Origin of the sequence: Kribbella sp. CA-245084 (genome assembly GCF_050942355.1) — a bacterium.
Taxonomy (GTDB): domain Bacteria; phylum Actinomycetota; class Actinomycetes; order Propionibacteriales; family Kribbellaceae; genus Kribbella.
In genome coordinates, this window is record NZ_CP192053.1 from 2,279,979 (window position 1) to 2,296,722 (window position 16,744).

16 protein-coding genes are annotated in these 16,744 nt (G+C 67.4%); 2 read left to right on the top strand and 14 right to left on the bottom strand.

Annotation, left to right across the window (positions count from 1 at the left end; all coding sequences use genetic code 11):
* Window positions 1-9: 9 nt before the first annotated feature.
* Window positions 10-1,899, bottom strand: coding sequence for a putative Ig domain-containing protein (locus ACQPYH_RS11185; RefSeq protein WP_432889775.1), 1,890 nt, complete (start codon window positions 1,897-1,899; stop codon window positions 10-12).
* Window positions 1,900-1,924: 25 nt separating this feature from the next.
* On the bottom strand, window positions 1,925-3,076 hold the full coding sequence (locus tag ACQPYH_RS11190; RefSeq protein WP_432889777.1) for a WD40/YVTN/BNR-like repeat-containing protein: 1,152 nt from the start codon (window positions 3,074-3,076) through the stop codon (window positions 1,925-1,927).
* 109 nt (window positions 3,077-3,185) lie between these two features.
* Between ACQPYH_RS11190 and ACQPYH_RS11195 the strand changes: the two genes are divergently transcribed.
* Window positions 3,186-4,139, top strand: a complete 954-nt coding sequence (locus ACQPYH_RS11195) for a MarR family transcriptional regulator (RefSeq protein WP_432889779.1) — start codon at window positions 3,186-3,188, stop codon at window positions 4,137-4,139.
* Between the two features lie 194 nt (window positions 4,140-4,333).
* On the opposite strand, the gene ACQPYH_RS11200 is transcribed toward ACQPYH_RS11195, so the two are convergent.
* The 3 genes from ACQPYH_RS11200 to ACQPYH_RS11210 form a co-directional block, all read right to left on the bottom strand.
* Window positions 4,334-5,545 (bottom strand): MFS transporter, encoded by a 1,212-nt coding sequence (locus ACQPYH_RS11200; protein WP_432889781.1) that lies wholly within the window; start codon window positions 5,543-5,545, stop codon window positions 4,334-4,336.
* Between the two features lie 88 nt (window positions 5,546-5,633).
* Window positions 5,634-6,542, bottom strand: coding sequence for a hypothetical protein (locus ACQPYH_RS11205; protein WP_432889783.1), 909 nt, complete (start codon window positions 6,540-6,542; stop codon window positions 5,634-5,636).
* Window positions 6,539-7,111, bottom strand: a complete 573-nt coding sequence (locus ACQPYH_RS11210; protein WP_432889785.1) for an RNA polymerase sigma factor — start codon at window positions 7,109-7,111, stop codon at window positions 6,539-6,541. Before ACQPYH_RS11210 ends, ACQPYH_RS11205 begins: the two co-directional genes overlap by 4 nt.
* A gap of 143 nt (window positions 7,112-7,254) precedes the next feature.
* On the opposite strand from ACQPYH_RS11210, the gene ACQPYH_RS11215 reads away from it, so the two are divergent.
* Window positions 7,255-7,398 carry a GPGG-motif small membrane protein gene (locus ACQPYH_RS11215; protein WP_170989620.1) on the top strand — a complete coding sequence of 48 codons (144 nt, stop codon included), beginning with the start codon at window positions 7,255-7,257 and terminating at the stop codon, window positions 7,396-7,398.
* 48 nt (window positions 7,399-7,446) lie between these two features.
* Here ACQPYH_RS11215 and groL read toward each other — a convergent pair whose 3' ends face one another.
* The 9 genes from groL to ACQPYH_RS11260 all read right to left on the bottom strand — a co-directional run bounded on the left by groL (window position 7,447) and on the right by ACQPYH_RS11260 (window position 16,643).
* Window positions 7,447-9,141 carry a chaperonin GroEL gene (groL, locus tag ACQPYH_RS11220; RefSeq protein ID WP_432894378.1) on the bottom strand — a complete coding sequence of 565 codons (1,695 nt, stop codon included), beginning with the start codon at window positions 9,139-9,141 and terminating at the stop codon, window positions 7,447-7,449.
* A gap of 83 nt (window positions 9,142-9,224) precedes the next feature.
* Window positions 9,225-10,250, bottom strand: coding sequence for an NAD(P)-dependent alcohol dehydrogenase (locus tag ACQPYH_RS11225; protein WP_432889787.1), 1,026 nt, complete (start codon window positions 10,248-10,250; stop codon window positions 9,225-9,227).
* Window positions 10,247-10,960, bottom strand: coding sequence for an iron-sulfur cluster assembly protein (locus ACQPYH_RS11230; protein WP_432889789.1), 714 nt, complete (start codon window positions 10,958-10,960; stop codon window positions 10,247-10,249). The genes ACQPYH_RS11225 and ACQPYH_RS11230 overlap by 4 nt, the downstream gene beginning before the upstream one ends.
* Entirely contained in the window at window positions 10,960-12,003 is a 1,044-nt protein-coding gene (locus ACQPYH_RS11235; protein WP_432889791.1) for an amidohydrolase family protein, read from the bottom strand. Before ACQPYH_RS11235 ends, ACQPYH_RS11230 begins: the two co-directional genes overlap by 1 nt.
* 16 nt (window positions 12,004-12,019) lie before the next feature.
* On the bottom strand, window positions 12,020-12,394 hold the full coding sequence (gene mimD / locus ACQPYH_RS11240; RefSeq protein ID WP_432889793.1) for a propane 2-monooxygenase effector subunit MimD: 375 nt from the start codon (window positions 12,392-12,394) through the stop codon (window positions 12,020-12,022).
* Window positions 12,391-13,551: a hypothetical protein gene (locus tag ACQPYH_RS11245; RefSeq protein WP_432889795.1), complete on the bottom strand. Its 1,161-nt coding sequence runs from the start codon at window positions 13,549-13,551 to the stop codon at window positions 12,391-12,393. Before ACQPYH_RS11245 ends, mimD begins: the two co-directional genes overlap by 4 nt.
* Window positions 13,552-13,574: 23 nt before the next feature.
* Window positions 13,575-14,633: an FAD-binding oxidoreductase gene (locus tag ACQPYH_RS11250; RefSeq protein WP_432889797.1), complete on the bottom strand. Its 1,059-nt coding sequence runs from the start codon at window positions 14,631-14,633 to the stop codon at window positions 13,575-13,577.
* Window positions 14,634-14,656: 23 nt separating this feature from the next.
* Complete coding sequence (locus ACQPYH_RS11255; protein WP_432889799.1) at window positions 14,657-16,309, bottom strand: hypothetical protein; 1,653 nt, start codon at window positions 16,307-16,309, stop codon at window positions 14,657-14,659.
* Window positions 16,310-16,394: 85 nt separating this feature from the next.
* Window positions 16,395-16,643 carry a hypothetical protein gene (locus ACQPYH_RS11260; RefSeq protein WP_363873024.1) on the bottom strand — a complete coding sequence of 83 codons (249 nt, stop codon included), beginning with the start codon at window positions 16,641-16,643 and terminating at the stop codon, window positions 16,395-16,397.
* Window positions 16,644-16,744 lie beyond the last annotated feature (101 nt).

Consider the following 16,744-nt stretch of genomic DNA (forward strand, 5'->3'; position numbering starts at 1 on the left):
AGCCGAATTCTAGTTCACCGAGACGTCGTCGAGCAGGAATGTCGTCGGCGCACCTTCGTTCTCCGTGCTGGTCCAGTCCAGCGTGACGGTCTTGCCCCGGTACGGCGTGAGGTCGACCGACTGCATCGCGTACGACGCCGTAGTTCGGCTGAAGGTCTTCACCGCGTGACCGTCCACGGTCAACTGGAGCACGTCATCACCACCGGCAACCCGCAACGCGAACCGCAGCGTCGGATGCCCGAACGAGGGGAGGCTCACCCGCTGGCTCAGCGAGTCGGTGTGCGTCGTACCGGTGCCGCCGAGCCAGGCGTATCCCAGCCCGCTGTGGCTGTACTGACCGTCGGCCCGGATCACGTCCGGAGTCTCGGTCCAGCCGCCTGCGCCGGACTCGAAGTCCCCGTTGACCACGGCATTCTTCCGGGTGCTCACCACCCAGCTCATCACGGTGTTGCCGCGCGCCTTGGTGGAGTCGGTTCCTGTGACCGTCACCGAATAGGTCCCGGGCGTGGTCGGTCGTCCGTAGATGATCCCGCTCAGCGCGTCGATCTTGAGCCCGGCGGGCAGACCGGTCGCCGAGAACCTGACCAGGCCGTGGCCCGAGTCCGTCGCACGTGCCCGCAGTACGACGACATCGCCGGACGCGTTGAACTGCTGGGTCGGTGCGGTGACCGTGATCCGGTTGGCCTTGGTCGGTGAGGTCAGGGCGCGGGTGCCGATCGGCGTACCGAGGCCGGTGGGGCCGTCCCAGCCGGGCTGCGCCGTGCACAGCGGAGCCGGGGTGCACTCGCCGTTGTTGCCTTCGACAACATCGTTGAGATTGCCGGTGGCCCCGTACGGGTATCCGGCCGGACGGGAGTCCGGAGCGGGGTCACCGGCAAGTGCGTAGGTGGCGGCGATGACCGGTGCAGCCGCGCTAGTTCCGCCGTACACGGCCCAGCCGGAGCCTCCGGTGGTTTGGTATACCGCGACACCGTTGGCCGGGTCGGCGACCGCGGAGACGTCCGCGATCGCACGCTTCGCGCAGGTCGTTGCCGGGATCACCGACTGCCAGCTCGGCTTGGCGATCGTGCTCGAGCAGCCCGAGCCGGTGCCCTGGCCGGGTCCGTTGTTCCAGACCGTCTCGGTCCAGCCGCGGGACGAGTCGTCCTTGGTGAGCGTCGTACCGCCGATCGCGGTCGTGGCCGGGGAGCTGGCGGGGTAGGAGACGCCGGCGTCGTAGTCGTAGTCACCGGTGGACGCCGCGTACACGACACCGCGCGGGTTGAAGTACGTCTTGTCGAGCTCGGCCAGGTCGGACGACTCCGGTCCGCCCCAGCTCAGCGAGACGAACTTCGCGCCCAGCTCGTTCGCGGTCTTCACGGCCTTGAGCAGGTCGTCGCTGGGAGAGTCTGACTCGATCAGCGTGATCCCGCAGTTCGGGCAGATCGCGGACACCATGTCGAGGTCGAGCGAGATCTCACCGGACCACGAACGCGACGGAGCGGGCAGCGGACTGGGCAGCCCGTCCTGGTTGAGCTTCTGGAAGCAGCCGTTCGCGGTCGTGCACTCTGGTATACCAAATTGCTTCCGGTAGACCGCGAGGTCGGCCTCGGCGGTCGGGTCGTCGTACGCATCGACGATGTAGATCCGTTGCCCTTGGCCCGCCGTTGCTGAGGGCAACTTGTACGCCGACTGCAGGTCGGACGGACCGTACCCGGCCGGCGCACCGCCCAGCGCCTTGGCGCGGAACCCCAGGTCGGCCCGCCGCTGCGCGAAGCAGGTGTACTCGCCCGGCTTGACGTTCTGGTCGCAGCTCGCGACAACCTTCGGTGGTTCCTGGGTATCCGCGGCTGCCGCCGTCGTCGAACCGGCGACGAGGAGCAGCGCGAGCGGGACCGCGAACCGGCGCAAAGAGATCACAGTTGTACTCCTGAGTGGATCGGCGTCACGCCGGGACGAGAGTGGTCTGCTGCCAGCTCGCGCCGGCGTCATGGCTCACCCAGAGCTGCGTGTTCTGGGTGTACGCCGCATCGCGCTCGACGACCCACGCCGTCGTATCGTTCTGCTGGACCAGGTCGTGGATGTGCTCGCTGTTCTCGAGCCATTCCTGGTCGATGCGCCACGACTTCGACAGCGTCGGGCGGTTGTAGACCAGGCTCGCGGTGAGCGTGGAGAGCATGACCGCGCCGTCCGGCTCGACCGACAGCTGGCCGGCCAGACCGAGCCCGCCGGGAATGGCGTCGTACCGGAAGGTCTTGCCGCCGTCGCCGGAGACCAGGAGGGTCTTGTCGGAGTGGCCGCGGCCGAAGTTCGCCATGCAGAGGACGTAGACGCGACCGGGACCATTCGTCGCGAGGTCGGTCATCGTGGCGTCCTCGGCGTCGGCACAGGTGACTGTGCTCGTCGGTCCGACCGAGCCGTTGCGGATCGTCGACAGGCGGCCGGAGCCGACGAACGGCGCGGCCAGGAAGTAGACCGTCGAGCCTTCGGCGTCCATGGCGACGTGATCGTCGGCTGCGACCTGGACGTCGAGCTGCTTCCAGCCGGTGGACTTGCCGGCGGGCGCGCGCCAGACCTTCAGTGGGCGGTCGTCGCAGATGCCGGTGCCGATCTCGCACCCTGACGTGATGACGTAGGTGCCGTCGGGGGCGGCGAGCAGGTTGAGGATCTTGGCGTCACCGCCGGGCACCGGGACCTGCGTCCAGGTCTTGCCGCCGTCCTTGGTGACCTCGAGGTACGGGTCGTACGCCCAGCCGAACTTCGCGTTCGCGAACTGCAGGCTGGTCAGGCCCGGCTCGCCGCTCTTCGCGAGCCCGTTGTGGGTGCGGCCGGCGGTGGTCCAGGTCTTGCCGCCGTTGTGCGTGGCGAGCACCTCGGCCGGACAGGTCGCAGCACCGGTTTCAGTGCCGGTTTTGGTACCGCAGGTGACGCCGCCGAGCACGTAGCCGTCGGTCTGGGTCGGCCAGACGATCGACTGCGGAGCGAAAGCGGGCTCGGTCGGATCGGCGGTCGCGATGTCGGCTCCGGAGCCGACCAGAAGCGCGCTGACGACGGCGCCGACCAGCGCGATCGTCTTGCGGCCAGCATGCAGACGCACAGTTCACTCCTCGGACAGGCGACGTTTCCTGGGACACGCTAAGCCCAGATCTCGCGATTGCGCCGCCCATTCCGGCCAAACGCCGATCCCGGCCAACTACCCTCGACGAGTGGCTGATTGGGAAGCAGTTGGGCTGTCAGGAATCGATGCCCAGGTCTATCGGCAGCTCCTGCGCGATCCGGGTGCGCCGGTGGGTCAACTGGGTGAGCTCCTCGAGTTACCGGATAAAGCGGTAACGCAGGCTGTTGACCGGCTCGTCGCGGCCGGGCTGGTGCGGAGTGGGTCGGAAGCCTCGCCGGCGCCGGTCGATCCGCGGTCCGGGTTGGGCATGCTCGTCCGCGAACGGCGGGCCGCCCTGGACGGGGTCGCGGCGATGACCGATCAGCTCGCCCGTGAGTTCAGTGCCGGTCAGTTGCAGGCCGAGCCGAGCCGGCTGATCGAGATCGCGGTCGGCCGGGACGCGATCGAGGCGCGGATCGATGACATGCTGCGCGGTGCCACTCAGCAGGCCGTCGGCACGGACACCCCGCCGTACGTCGCTGATGGGAGCGCGCAGGTATCGGGCGCGGAGCTGGCGCTGCTCGATCGCGGAGTGCGGTTCCGGTCGATCTACGCGGCCGAGGTGCTCGACCATCCGGGCTGGGTCGATCGGTTGCGGTCGATGGCCGAGCGGGGCGAGCAGTCCCGGGTGCTGCCGCAGGTGCCGGTCAAGCTGCTGATCGTCGATGGCACCACCGCGATCTTGCCGCTGGCCGGCGGGCCGTCGACTCCGGGGCAACCGCGAGCCGTGGTCGTGTCCGACTCGGCGTTGACGAGTGCGCTGCAGGTCCTGTTCGACCAGCTGTGGGGTCAGGCCACGCCGCTGCGGTTGTCCGAGAACGCGGATCCCAACCAGACGCTGGTGAATCTGCTGGCGAGCGGGATGAAGGACGAGGCGATCGCCCGTCAGCTCGGCGTGAGCGGCCGAACGCTGCGTCGGCGCATCGCTCAGGTCCAGGAGGAGCTAGGCGCCACGAGCCGCTTCCAGGCCGGCCTCCAGGCCGCCCGCCGCGGCTGGCGCTAGGTCCGGCTGACGCCAGACCGGGAGTGCGCTAGACCCGGGAGTGCGCTAGACCGGGAGTGCGCTAGACCGGGAGTGCGCTAGACCCGGGAGTGCGCTAGACCCGGGAGTGCGCTAGACCGGGAGTGCGCTAGACCCGGGACTGCGCTAGACCCGGGACTGCGCTAGACCCGGGAGTGCGCTGGACCGGGGGTGCGCTAGGCCACGGTGGCGCGGCGGGTTGCGCGGGTGACCAGGAGGTGCAGGGTGACGGTGATCGCGAGGATGACGCCGGCGACGCCGAGGAGGCCGTCCGGCGAGGAGCCAGCTGTCAGGGCGACGCCGCCGAGGGCGCTGCCGAGGGCCGAGCCGAGCGAGATCGCGCTGCCGTTCAGAGCGATCACGATTGTCGCCGAGTCCGGTGCCATGGTTGCGAGGCGAGCCTGCTGAGGTACGGCGCCACCGCCGTTGCCGACGCCCGCGGAGAAGAACCAGACCAGGCCCCAGACCGCGGCCACGACAGCCGGGGCGAACATCAGCGCGACCATGCCGAGGATCGAGTTCAGCAGCAGGCCGATGAGGACCACGGTCAGCACGCGGATCGCGCTGAAGCGGTCGACGAGCCGGCCGGTGATCGCATTGCCCGCCATGCTCGAGACGCCGTACCCGAACATGATCAGGATGATCGCCCAGTGGGCCTTGAAATGTGGGCCGAGGATCAGGGTCGCGTAGGTGAAGCAGGTGTAGCTGCTGCAGAGGATGCCGGTGGTGACGAGCAGCCCGGCGAGGAGCCGCGGCTGCTTCAAGGGCCGGAGACGGTCGACGAGCGATCCGCCGGGCAGGTGCAGCTGGGGGAGCCGGAGCAGGATGCCGACGAGTGCGATCGTGCCGACCACCGCGACCATGATCATCGGGAACCGCCAGCTCGACTGCCCGATCACCAGGCCGATCGGTACGCCGAGGGCGGTCGCGGTCATCCAGCCGCCGAGGACGAACGACAGCGCCTTGCCGTGGTGCTCAGGCGGCGTCAGCGCGATCACGTACCCGGTGACGGCCGCGTTCAGCAGACAGCCGCCGAGCGCCGCGATCACCCGGCCGCCGAGTGCGATCGGGTAGTTCGTCGCGATCCCGACGATCAGGTTGCCCAGCACGAACACGGCCAGCGCGAGTGCGATCGTCGTACGGCGTTCCCAGCGTGACGTCAGCGTGCCGAGCACCGGACCGGCCAGCGCGGCGGTGAACGCGAACACCGACATCAGCTGCCCGGCGGCCGCGGCCGTGACGTTCAGGTCGCCGGCGATCTGCGGGAGCAGACCGGCCAGCACGTACCCGTCGATCCCCATCGAGAACGTCGCGACCGCCAGCCAGATGAACGGACGGTACGAGAACCCCTGTCCGTCCACCGCGCCCGCGGCCCGCGTCTGCGTCATGTAGATATCTCACCCCGAGCGGCCGACTCACGGCAAGACTAAAACTGATCAAACCTGCCAAAAAGTCTGCAAGTGTGATCACCGACGGTCAGGACGGCCAACGGTACTCGCGGCATTCCGGCGGCGTCGGAGTCTTCGGGACCGTGTCGTCCTTCCCGTTCGGCAGCGTGATGACCACCACCGGACAGGTCACCGGCGCGGCGGTCGGGTCGATGCCACGATCGGTGACGATCAGCTTGCCCACGGCGTCGTACCCGCGGACCACGAAGTCGTTGAACCCGTTGTCGTCGGCGTCGTACGGTCCCCAGTTGGTGCGGCCAACGGTCGGCGCGAACCAGAACCCGTCCTGCAGGAACGCCTCGACCGGCGCCTGCCCCTTCGGCTGCACGGTGACCCGGGCGACCGACTTGGTGTAGACGCCCGCGTTGCGGGCGATCCGCATCATCGGGTCTCCGGTCAGGCGGGCTCCGGGGCTGAAGCGGATGCTGGGCTCGCTGACCACCCCACCGGCGGTGCGACTACACAGCCAGTACGCCGGATGGCTCTCGCGCTGAAAGCCCTTCGGTCCCGTCGGGTACGTCTGCAGGCCGGACCCGATCAGCCAGGTGTTCACCACGTTCGGATCCTTCACGCCGGTGAACTCGAACGCGCTGATCACCTTGTAGTCCGTGAACGGATGCGGCAGCGACTTGCTGGTGATCCGGTTCGCCTCGGCCAGGCACTGCGTGCGAAGGGTCGCGGTCTCCTCGGCGGTCAACGTCCTCGTCTTCGCCGGACCGGTCGCAGGCGGTGCACTGTCGGTCTTAAACGCCCGTACGGCGACCACCAGGCCGACAACCACGATCAGGACGGAGGCGGCCGCGAGCGCCGGGGCGAGGATCCGTCGCGGCCGGCGGACCGGCTCGGTCTCGATCGCCGCGAGCAGTTCGGCGCGCAGCTTCTCGTGTGCGCCGGGCGGCAGCGGCCGGTCGGTGCGGCGGGTGAGTAGCTCGTTCATGGCAGTCTCTCCAAAGCCTCGTCCTCCGGTACGTCGACGCTGAGATCGCGCAGGCGCTTGCGGGCCCGCGACAGCCGGGATTTCACGGTGCCGAGCGGTACGTCGAGCGCGACGGCGGCGGACTGGGCATCGAGTCCGCTCCAGAAGCACAGTTCGACGATCTCCTGCTCGTGCCGCGGCAACTTCCGCAGCAACGCCCGCAGCCGCCTCGCCTCCCGTTCGTCGTCGACCTGCGCCGCGACCTGATCCGCATGATCGGGTTCGTCCGTCGCGGGCGTCTGCCGGGCGAGGTTGAGCCACCGGAACCGCTGCCGGCGACGCTCGTTGCGGACCACGAAGTCCGCCGTACGGAACAACCACGGCAACGCCGAGTCGTGCACGAGCACCACGTCGGCGCGGCGGCGCCAGGCGTGCAGGAACACCAGCGAGGTCAGGTCCTCGGCGTCACTCCACGACCCGATCCGCCGGAACACGAAGTTGTACACCGCCTTGGCATGCCGATCGAACAGCTCGCCGAACACCTCCGGCTCCCCGTCCATCGCCCGCCGCCACAACTCCCCGTCACCCACCGCCACCTCCAGATCGTCCCCGTCACAGGGCCTTCACCGGATATATGTCCCGACCCCGACGTGGGGGTCCCAGGGTTTTGCGGGGCGACGGCCCGGGCACCGGAGCGCGACACGGGGATCACAACGGACGAAGGGAAGGAAGCATGGTATTCATCCTGTGGATCATCGCGGTGATCCTCGTCGTGTCCGGCATTGTCTCGCTGTTCCGCGGCCAGGTGATGTGGGGCGCAGCCCTGATCATCATCGGTCTGCTGGTCGGCCCGGGTGGCGTCAGTATCTTCACGTGACTCAATGGCTGGGGGTCTCCGAACGACCCCCAGCCATTCCACGCACTGCTAGCCGACCGACGGCCCGAGGCCGAGGGACTGCGGCGTGCTGGAGTCGGGGCTCGGCTGGTGCAGCCCTTCGTCCAGTGCGCCGTACTCCGTCATCAGGGCGGCACTGCCGCCCCACGGCGTCTGCTCCTCCGCGATGAGGGTGTTGGTCGTCAACAGAAGACCGGCCACCGACGCGCCGTTCTGCAAGGCCGAGCGCGCCACTCGGAGCGGGTCGATGATGCCCATCGCGAGCATGTTTCCGTAGACGCCGTCCAGAGCGTCGAAGCCCTCGTCGACTCCCATCTGCGACGTACGTTCCAGCACCTCAGCGCCGTTGTAGCCGGCGTTCGCGGCGATCAGGTACGCCGGTTCGCGCAGCGCCCGGCGCACGATATCGACGCCGGTCTTGTAATCGCCCTTGACGTCCAGACCATCGAGGGCTGATGCGGCATGCAGGAGGGCCATGCCGCCGCCCGCGACGATCCCTTCGGCCATCGCGGCCCGCGTCGCAGACAGCGCGTCCTCGACCCGGTGCTGGAGCTCCTTGAGCTCTGCCGGGGTCGGCGCGCCGACGCGGATCACCGCGACCTTGCCTGACAACGAGCCGATCCGCTCGGTCAGGACGTCCTCGTCGACGCCGAACGTCGCCCGCTCGAGCTCCGACCTCAGCTGCGCGATCCGGAAGGCCACGTCCTTGTCGTGCCCGGTGCCCGCGACGATCGCCGTACGGTCGGCCGTCACCCGCACCTGATCCGCGCGGCCCAGCTGGTCGATCGTCATCGTCTCGAGGGTGAACCCCGAGTGCCGGCTGTACACCGCGCCGCCGGTGATCGCCGCGATGTCCTCCAGCTTGTGCAGCCGCCGGTCGCCGAACCCGGGCGCCTTCACCGCCACGCACTGGAACAGCCCGTTGACGTGGTTGTGCACCAGCATGCTGAGCGCCGTACCTTCGAGGCTCTCGGCGATGATCACCAGCGGACGCGGCTCGCGCATGATCTTGTCGAGCAGCGGCATGATCTCCTGGACCTTGGTGATCTTCTCGCTGCACAACAGGATGTACGGGTTGTCCAGGACGGCCTGCAGGCTGCCCGGATCGGTCACCATGTACGGCGATAGGTACCCGTTGTCGAACTCGAACCCCTCGACGAAGTTCACGCCCATCCCGTTGATCGAGGACTCCTCGACCGTCACGATGCCGCCGTCGCCGACGGTGTGCAGAGCGTTCGCGATCACCGCGCCGACGATGTCGTCGTCGTTCGCCGAGATCGCCGCCACCCGCGCGTAGTCCTGCTCGGTCACGACCGGGTGCGCGACCTCGCGCAGCCGGTCGACCAGCTTGCCGACGGCCAGGTCGATGCCCCGTTTCACCAGAACGGGGTTCCCGCCGGAGCCGATCGCGTGCATACCCTCGCGGATGATGGCCTGCGCGATCACGGTCGCCGTGGTGGTGCCGTCGCCGACGATGTCGTTGGTCTTGATCGCGGCTTCCTTGACCAGCTGGGCGCCCATGTTCTCGAACTGGTTCTTGAGGAAGATCTCCCGTGCGATCGTCACGCCGTCGTTGGTGACGACGGGCGACCCGGTGATCTTCTCCAGGATGACGTTGCGGCCCTTCGGCCCCAGCGTCGACTTCACCGCATCGGCCAGCTGATCTACGCCGGCCAGCAGAAGATCGCGGGCTGTCTCACCGAATCTGAGTTCCTTGGCCATGATGACCCTCCGGTCATGGTCTTGGTGGATGGAATAGAGGAAGGAAGGAAAGAAAGACGGTGGTGGGAAGGGCCGGAATGGTCTTGTTACGGAACGAGGATCGCGCGGCCGCGGACCCGGCCGGCGTCGAGATCGGCGACCGCGTCAACGGCCGCGTCGAGGGGATAGGTCCGGGTGTGCAGCGTGACCTTGCCGGCCTGTGCGAGCGCCATCAGCTCGGCCAGCTCGTTGAACGTGCCGACGATGTTGCCGACGATGTTCCGCTCGGTCGAGATGATGTCGAGCGTCGGGATCTGCACCTGGCCGCCGTACCCGATCACGAAGTACGAACCGCCCCGGCCGGTCATCGCGAAGCCGTCCTGCTCCGCGCCCTGCTCGGCGACGAAGTCCAGGACGACGTGTGCGCCGGCGCCGTCGGTCAGCTCCAGCACTTTCTCCACCTGCTTGCCATCAGCAACGACCGTCTGGTCGGCGCCGAGCTGCTCGGCCAGCTTGAGCGCGTCCGGGTTGCGGTCGACGACGATGATCCGCGCCGCCGTCAACGCGGCCAGGCACTGTACGCCGATGTGCCCCAGGCCGCCCGCGCCGATCACCACGGCCGTCGTGCCGGGAGGCAACAGTGGCAGCGCCTTCCGGACCGCGTGGTACGCCGTGATGCCGGCGTCGGCGAGCGCCGCGACATCCTGTGGTCGCGTGCTCGGGTCGAGTTTCACGCAGGCGCGGGCGGAGGTGAGGAGGTACTCCGCCATCCCCCCGTCGCTGTCCAGACCCGGGAACGAGCTGTTCTCGCAGTGCATGTCGTCCCCGGCCCGACACGCATGGCACAGACCGCACGTCGGGGTCGGGTGCAGGATGACGGTGTCGCCGACCTGCACGTTGGTGACGGCCGAGCCGACCTCGTGCACCCAGCCGGCGTTCTCGTGGCCGATCGTGTACGGGAGCGACGGATGCATCGCCGCGTCCCACTGTCCCTCGATGATGTGCAGATCGGTACGGCACACGCCGGCGCCGCCGATCTTGACGATGACGTCCAGCGGGCCCTTGACGACCGGTTCCGGTACGTCCTCGACCACTGGTTGCTGGTGGTACCCGTGCAGTCGAACGGCCTTCATCCCTGCTCCTCCTCGCCCGCACCGGATTCGGTGTACCGGTGCCTCAGCATTCCCCTGCAGATACCGGTGTTGGCCTCGATGCCGGTCCGGGTCAGCCGGGCCAGCCCGAGGTGTCTCGCCGCCGCGGGCGCGGCGATGGCTTCGCCGGTCGCGACGTCGATGAGCAGCGGTGCGTCCGGTCCGGTCGGCAGCCCGAGTTCGGCCCGGCGACGCAGCAGCCGGTCGAGCTCGGCCGACGGCGGTACGTCGGCGATCGTCAGCCGCGCGACGTCCGCCGGATCGGTGCCAGAAGCAACAAAAGGCCGGCAGACCTGATCGGTCCCGGCCAGCACCGCCTTGGCGACGAACGTACGGCGTAACTCGTCGAGCTCCGCCGCCGCCTCGCCGTCGAACGAGGCGACGAACCCCGCTCGCGCCGCCACCCCCGCATTGATCTGGGCCGCGGCGAAATGATCCTCCAGCGCGACGTCGACCGACCGCAGGGCGGGTAGCGCCGACACCACGTCGTACGCGTCGGCGACCATCAGGAACGCGAAGTTCGGCGCACAGAAGTACGTCGGCAGCCGTAACCGCACGACCGCGTCACCGGCGGCCGACACGACGCAGGTCGAGACGAATCCCAGCGTCGTGATCGGCTCGTCCAGCTCCGGGTCCCGGACCGCACTCAGTGCGTCCAGGACCCGGTCCTTCTCCGTGAAGACTGCCGTCATTACGACGCAACCAGCTTCGAGTCGTCCTGTGCGGCGGGTGTCTCCTCCTTCAGTTGCAGCTCGTCCGGCACCTTGATGTCGTAGAGCTTGGCCGCGTTCAGCCCGAGGATCTTCTTCTTCCCCTCCACCCCGAGCCGCGGGTAGTCCGCGAACTCCGGCTGGTCGGGGAACTCCCAGTCCACGAAGCCCTCGATCTGCCACTTCGGCTCCCAGATGCCGTAGTCGCTGCCGAACGTCATCTTGTCCTCGCCGACCCAGAACAGCAGCTCGCCCATCACCTTGGCGAAGAACTGCGGCCGCGCGTGCATCAGACCGCCGATGACGACCGACAGACCGGCGTACACGTTGGGTTCCTGGGTGGCCATGAAGCAGAAGTCCTCGATCCGCGGCAGACCGACGTGCTCGACGATGAAGTTGAGCTCGGGGAAGTCGGTCGCGGCGTGGTCGACATCGGAGACGTCGAACGCGTCCTTGTCCAGCGGCCAGATCGTGGGGCCCTTGTGGACATGGATGTTCTTGATCCCGAGCTCCTGCGCTTTCGCGAGGTAGGTGTAGGCCGCCGGGTCGGTCAGCTTGTAACCGCGGGAGCCGGCGTTCCACTCGGCCGTGTAGAGCTTGACGCCCCGCGAGCCGTACCGCTCGACGTTCGCCGCCAGCTCCACCAGGCCGGCATCACCGTCGCGCGGGTCGAAGCGGGTGTTCAGAACGAACATCCCCGGGTGCTTCTCGCCGAGGTTGGCGTTCTGCTCGGTGGTGTTGAAACCCTCTGTGTACCACTCCTTCAGGTACGTCGGCTGGAACACCGCGACGTCCACGTAGCCGTCCTCGAAGACGTCCTTCATCAGGTCGTCCTCGGTGTAGCTCATGAACTTCTCGATCGTCCAGTGGGTCTCCTTCGGGCCGAGGCTCTGGTACGCGTGGAAGCACTCGATCCAGCCCTTCGCGTACTGCTCCGCACCCTTCACCCAGTTGTCGGGGCCGGCCTTCCACATGTGCATGTGGCTGTCGACCACGAAGTACTTCTCACCATTCTTCTCGTACACGGAAGACCCCCTTGTGTCAGCTGGATGCGGTCAGGTCGAAGCCGATGTACTCGGCGGCGTCCTCGGGGTTGGCGAACATGATCGTCCGGTCGTCGAGGTGGACCATCCGCCCGTAGTGGGTCGACATGTTCTCCTCGAACTCGGCCTGGTCGAAGTACCCGGGCTCCTCGCCGAGGGCCTCGGAGATGTCGTCGTAGACGAAGTCCATCCGGCCGACCGCGTCGACCCGGATCATCGACGGCAGCGGCGTGACGGTGACGTTGTCGTACGCCTTCATCACTTCCGCGACGACCGCGCCGACCTGGTTGTTCATCAGCGTGACGCCGCACTTGTTGGACGCCGTGCTGTCGGACTTGAACGGGCTCTCGGCAACTGTCCTCAGCGTGGTCACAGTCCCAGCTCCTTCGGTGCGTCGAGGCTCAGCGTGCCGAGGATGCCGCCGAACCGGCTCTTGACCCGGTCGAGGCCGTCCTCGAACCGTGGCGGTTTCGCGTCCGGCTGCGACCAGAGCGGCTGCAGCGTGCGGGCCGCGGACAGCGACAGCGCGGTCCACTTCGACGCCCAGTCCTGCAGGATCGACTTGTTGTGATCCGCGAACTCCTTGTCGTTGGTGAGCAGCTCGAACATCGCCGTCGTGTAGCGCAGATCGCGCTCGGCGAAGTCGTACTCCGCTGCGCCGACCACCGTCGGCGTGACGAAGTCGCCGTTGCGCGGGGCCGCCTGCTGCACCAGTTGGCTGCGGAACAGTTCGCCGACGAGCGGCTCGAAGACCACATTCGCGGCGAAGATCGCCTCGCACCAGTCGTCGATCGCGGTCAGCTGCTCGGCCACCTCACGCACGCCCTGCCAGGCCGGGTCGTTGTTCCAGGTCTCCAGGTGCGCACTGCCGTCGAAGCTTTCGACCTCTTCGGACAGCGTGAGGTTGTAGAGCGCGAGGTCCTGCGCCGCGCGGATCCGGTGCATGCTGTTCACCGAGATCGCGTTGTTGTGCATGTTCGTCGGCGCGCGCCGGTTCGCGTTCGCGTACAGGTACAGACCGAGGCCGTGGTCGACGTGCATCCAGGCGCCGACGTGCTGCTCGACGAAGCGGACCCAGTTCGTGTTCCACTGCTCGAACGCCTTGGAGGCCTTGGCCGCCTCGACGTTCTGGGTGACCTGGCGGACCACGTTCGAGTTGTACCGGTAGAGGGTGAGCTCCCACTCCTCGTTCGGGTCGCGGAACTCGTGCCAGCCGGTAGCCGGCCATTCCTTCACGAACATTCCGCCGGTGCCCGGTCCACGCTGCGGGCTGGGCTTGTCCGAGCCCCACGCCTTCAGCACGGTCCAGTCCAGCGGGTAGCCGCCGCGTCCGTCGGAGAAGCCGTACAGCCAGCCCTGGCTGAGGTAGTGCCGCGGGTCGGGCTGTACGTCGACCGTGACGTCCTCGTAGTGGCTCTGCTTGCGCTTCTGCGGCGTGTAGTAGTTGTACCGTCGCGAGTTCGAGTCCGGGAACTCGCGCGCGCCCGCCTCCGCATCGGTGAAGACCGGCTTGGGGACACTGCGTTCCATCTTTGGTGAGTCCTGTGTGGTGGTCATCGGCTTCCTGCCTCCAGCACTTCCGAGTCACCGGCGTCGCCGGTCGTGGTGAACTTGTCGTAGTAGATGTGTTTCGTCGCGACCCCGATCCGTTCGAGCAGCGGGATCGCCGCCTCGACCATCGGCGGCGGACCGCACACGTACGCGTCGGCTCCGGTCAGGTCCGGCTCGAGCCGGCGGACCACGTCGGTGATCAGTCCGCTCTCGCCGTCCCACTCTCCGTCCTCAGACGACGCAGCCGACAGCGCCGGCACGTACCGGAACCGCGGCAGCCGCTGCTCCAGCTCGCGCAACTCCTCCTCGAAACACAGATCCAGCTGCGTCCGGGATCCGTAGTAGAACGTCGTCGGCCGGTCGATGCCGCGTTCGGCCATCGATCGCAGCAGGGCCAGGATCGGCGCCATCCCGGCCCCGCCACCGAGAAAGACCAGCCGGGCGTCCGGGTTGTCCCGGAGGGTGAACACCCCGAACGGCCCGGTCAGGTCCAACCGGTCACCGACCCGGAGCCGCTGGTCCAGGAACTCCGAGAACATCCCGCCCGGGTACACCTTGATCACGAACTCGAGCTGACCGCTCTCCCGGCTCGATATGTTCGCCATCGAGAAGGAGCGCGTGGCCTCGGTGTCCGGTACCGAGATGTCGACGTACTGTCCGGGAAAGAACTTCAGCTCGCCGGGCTCGGACAGCTTCAGCACCAGGTGCCGGAGGTCGTGCGTCACCGGAGTGATCGCGACGACCTCCGCCGTCCGTTCCTGGATCGGCAGACCCGAGCGGATCATGTCCTCGTCGTAGTTGAGCAGCTCGATCGTGAGGTCCTCGAAGGGATGCGCCCGGCACAGCAGCGTGTACCCCTCGTCCAGTTCGTACTCCGGAAGCGCGAAGGTGCTGTAGCGGTCCAGGTCGATGTCCTCACCCTCGAGGACGAACGACTTGCAGGACGCGCACTGGCCCTCCTTGCAGCCGTGCATGAGCATCACGCCCTGCTCGGCCGCTGCGCGCAGGATCGTCTGGTCCTCGTCGACCTCGATCTCGATGCCGACGGGTTCGAACCTCACGACGTGCTTGTCGCCCATCTGAATCAGGCGTCAGCAGGAGCGGGTCGTCCGGCCGGGCCGCCCTTGACGTAGCGCGCCGCGAACGCGGTCCGCTCGTCGTCGGACATCTCGTTCAGCAGTACGTTCGGGCTCGCCAGCGGCGGGCACTTGCGCAGGTGATCGAGGGTCCACATCTTGTCCGGGTTCAGGTCGAGGTGCGGCTGCGCGACCATGGTCTTGCCGTCGTCGCGGACGAAGCCCATGTCGGAGACGACGTCGGCCCAGTTCCAGCCGTGGTACAGCGTCTCCCACTCGCGGTGGCCGATCAGCTTGCCCATGTTCGGCGTCTGCCGGCCCTGGTACGTCGGCCGGAAGGCGGTCTCGTCGGTCCACTTGCACATCTCGTGGCAGTACGTCCGCCACTGGCCGTCGACCTTGGCCATCACCATGTCCTCACGGACCAGACACGGCACCATGCACGTCCAGCAACGGTGCGGGTACTCGTAGTCGACGTCCTCGAAGACGATCGGCTTGTGCCCGTTCGGCGTGGCGAGCCGGTTGTAGTTCTCCCACCAGGCGCCGTACTTGTCGTACCAGCCCGGGTACTTGTACTCGAACCACTCGAAGTCCTTGTCCGTCATCGGGTCGATCCGCCAGTAGTTGGCGAGCCAGCCGGTGGCGAAGAACTGGGCGACCTCGTGCACGTAGCCCTTGTTCCAGATCTGGTTCCAGGACTCCTCGATCAGGTCGTGCGGGATCTCGAGTCCGTACTTCTCCAGCGGCACCAGGTAGCTGCGGTAGTAGTCGTCGTAGATCCAGCGGCGCCACATCTCCGCGTAGGACTCGCGGTCCTTGCGGCGGTCCTTGGTGCCGTACTCGATGAAGGTGCCGATCGCGGCGTCGACGACGCGGTGGTTGTTCCACCAGGCATACCGCAGGTCGCGGGCGAGCAGTTGGTGGTTGTCCTCGTCGGCGAGCGCCATCAGCAGCGTCGCGTACCCGTTGCTGATGTGCCGGGACTCGTCGGACTGGACCGAGTGGAACACCGTCGGCAGCAGGTAGTCGCCGTTCGCGGCGGCCTCGGCCGGCATCGCGACGAACAGCGTGTTGGTGAAGGCGGTCTCGGCCACGATCGTCAGGTAGATGCTGGCCGCGGTGATCGCGTCACCGGTGATGAACCCCTCGGCGAACTGGCGGCCGATGGTGCCGCAGTAGTCGCTCTGGAAGTTCCGCAGGCTCGAGTTGAAGCCCGCTGGGTCGATGTAGTTGTTCATGTACAGGCGCTTGAGGTTCTGCTGGATGGTCGAGTGCCTGACCTCGTCGATCATCTGGATGGCCTGCCCGTTGTGCAGCTCGGGGTTCGGCACGGTCCGGAACAGCAGCGGCATTGCCCGCGCGGCCGAGATCTCCGGCAGCGGGATGATGCTCAGGAACAGCTTCTGCCATTCCAGCCAGCGTTCCTGGACCTGGCGGAACATGTTGCCGCGGATCGCGCCGTCCGAGGCGCCGTACACCCGGTGGTCCTTCTCTTCCTGCATCGGGAAGTACGACCGCAGCACCTGCTTCAGGGGGTCTTTCTTCTGTGCCTTACGGAACGTGTAGTCCGTCCCGTACTGGGAGACCGGCTCGTGGTACGCCGGTTCCCATGACAACTCCTGGATCTTCTGGTGGGCCTTCGCCACGCTTTGGCGACTCATGGCTTTCCTCCCGCTCATGTGGCCGGCTGTGTGCTTGAAGTACATCGCCGCCACGAGCGGGGTGAGGTCTCAAATTGAGAAGGGTTCAGGACTCGCCGAAGAAGGCCTCGCGAAGCTCTGCGAGCTGCTCCTGCTTCTGCTCCACGAGCCTGTGATCACCCTGCGGATCGGGCTGGATACCCAGGCAGCGCAGGAGTTCGGCGGCCGGTTCGCCGGGGTGGCCGGTGGCTCCGAGAACGGGATGCAGACCGGCGTCGGCGAGGTGTTCGAAGACCAGATGTACGACGGTCCACGGGTTGTAGGACTCCTGCTGGGGCGAGACATCGTTGTCCATGGAACCTCCAGTCGTTTGATCTCCATCGCATGCCCGCAGAGGCCTGGCGGTTGTCTCATTCTGAGACGCCACTTGTGTCCGGCTGGACTACGCTCGGGGTA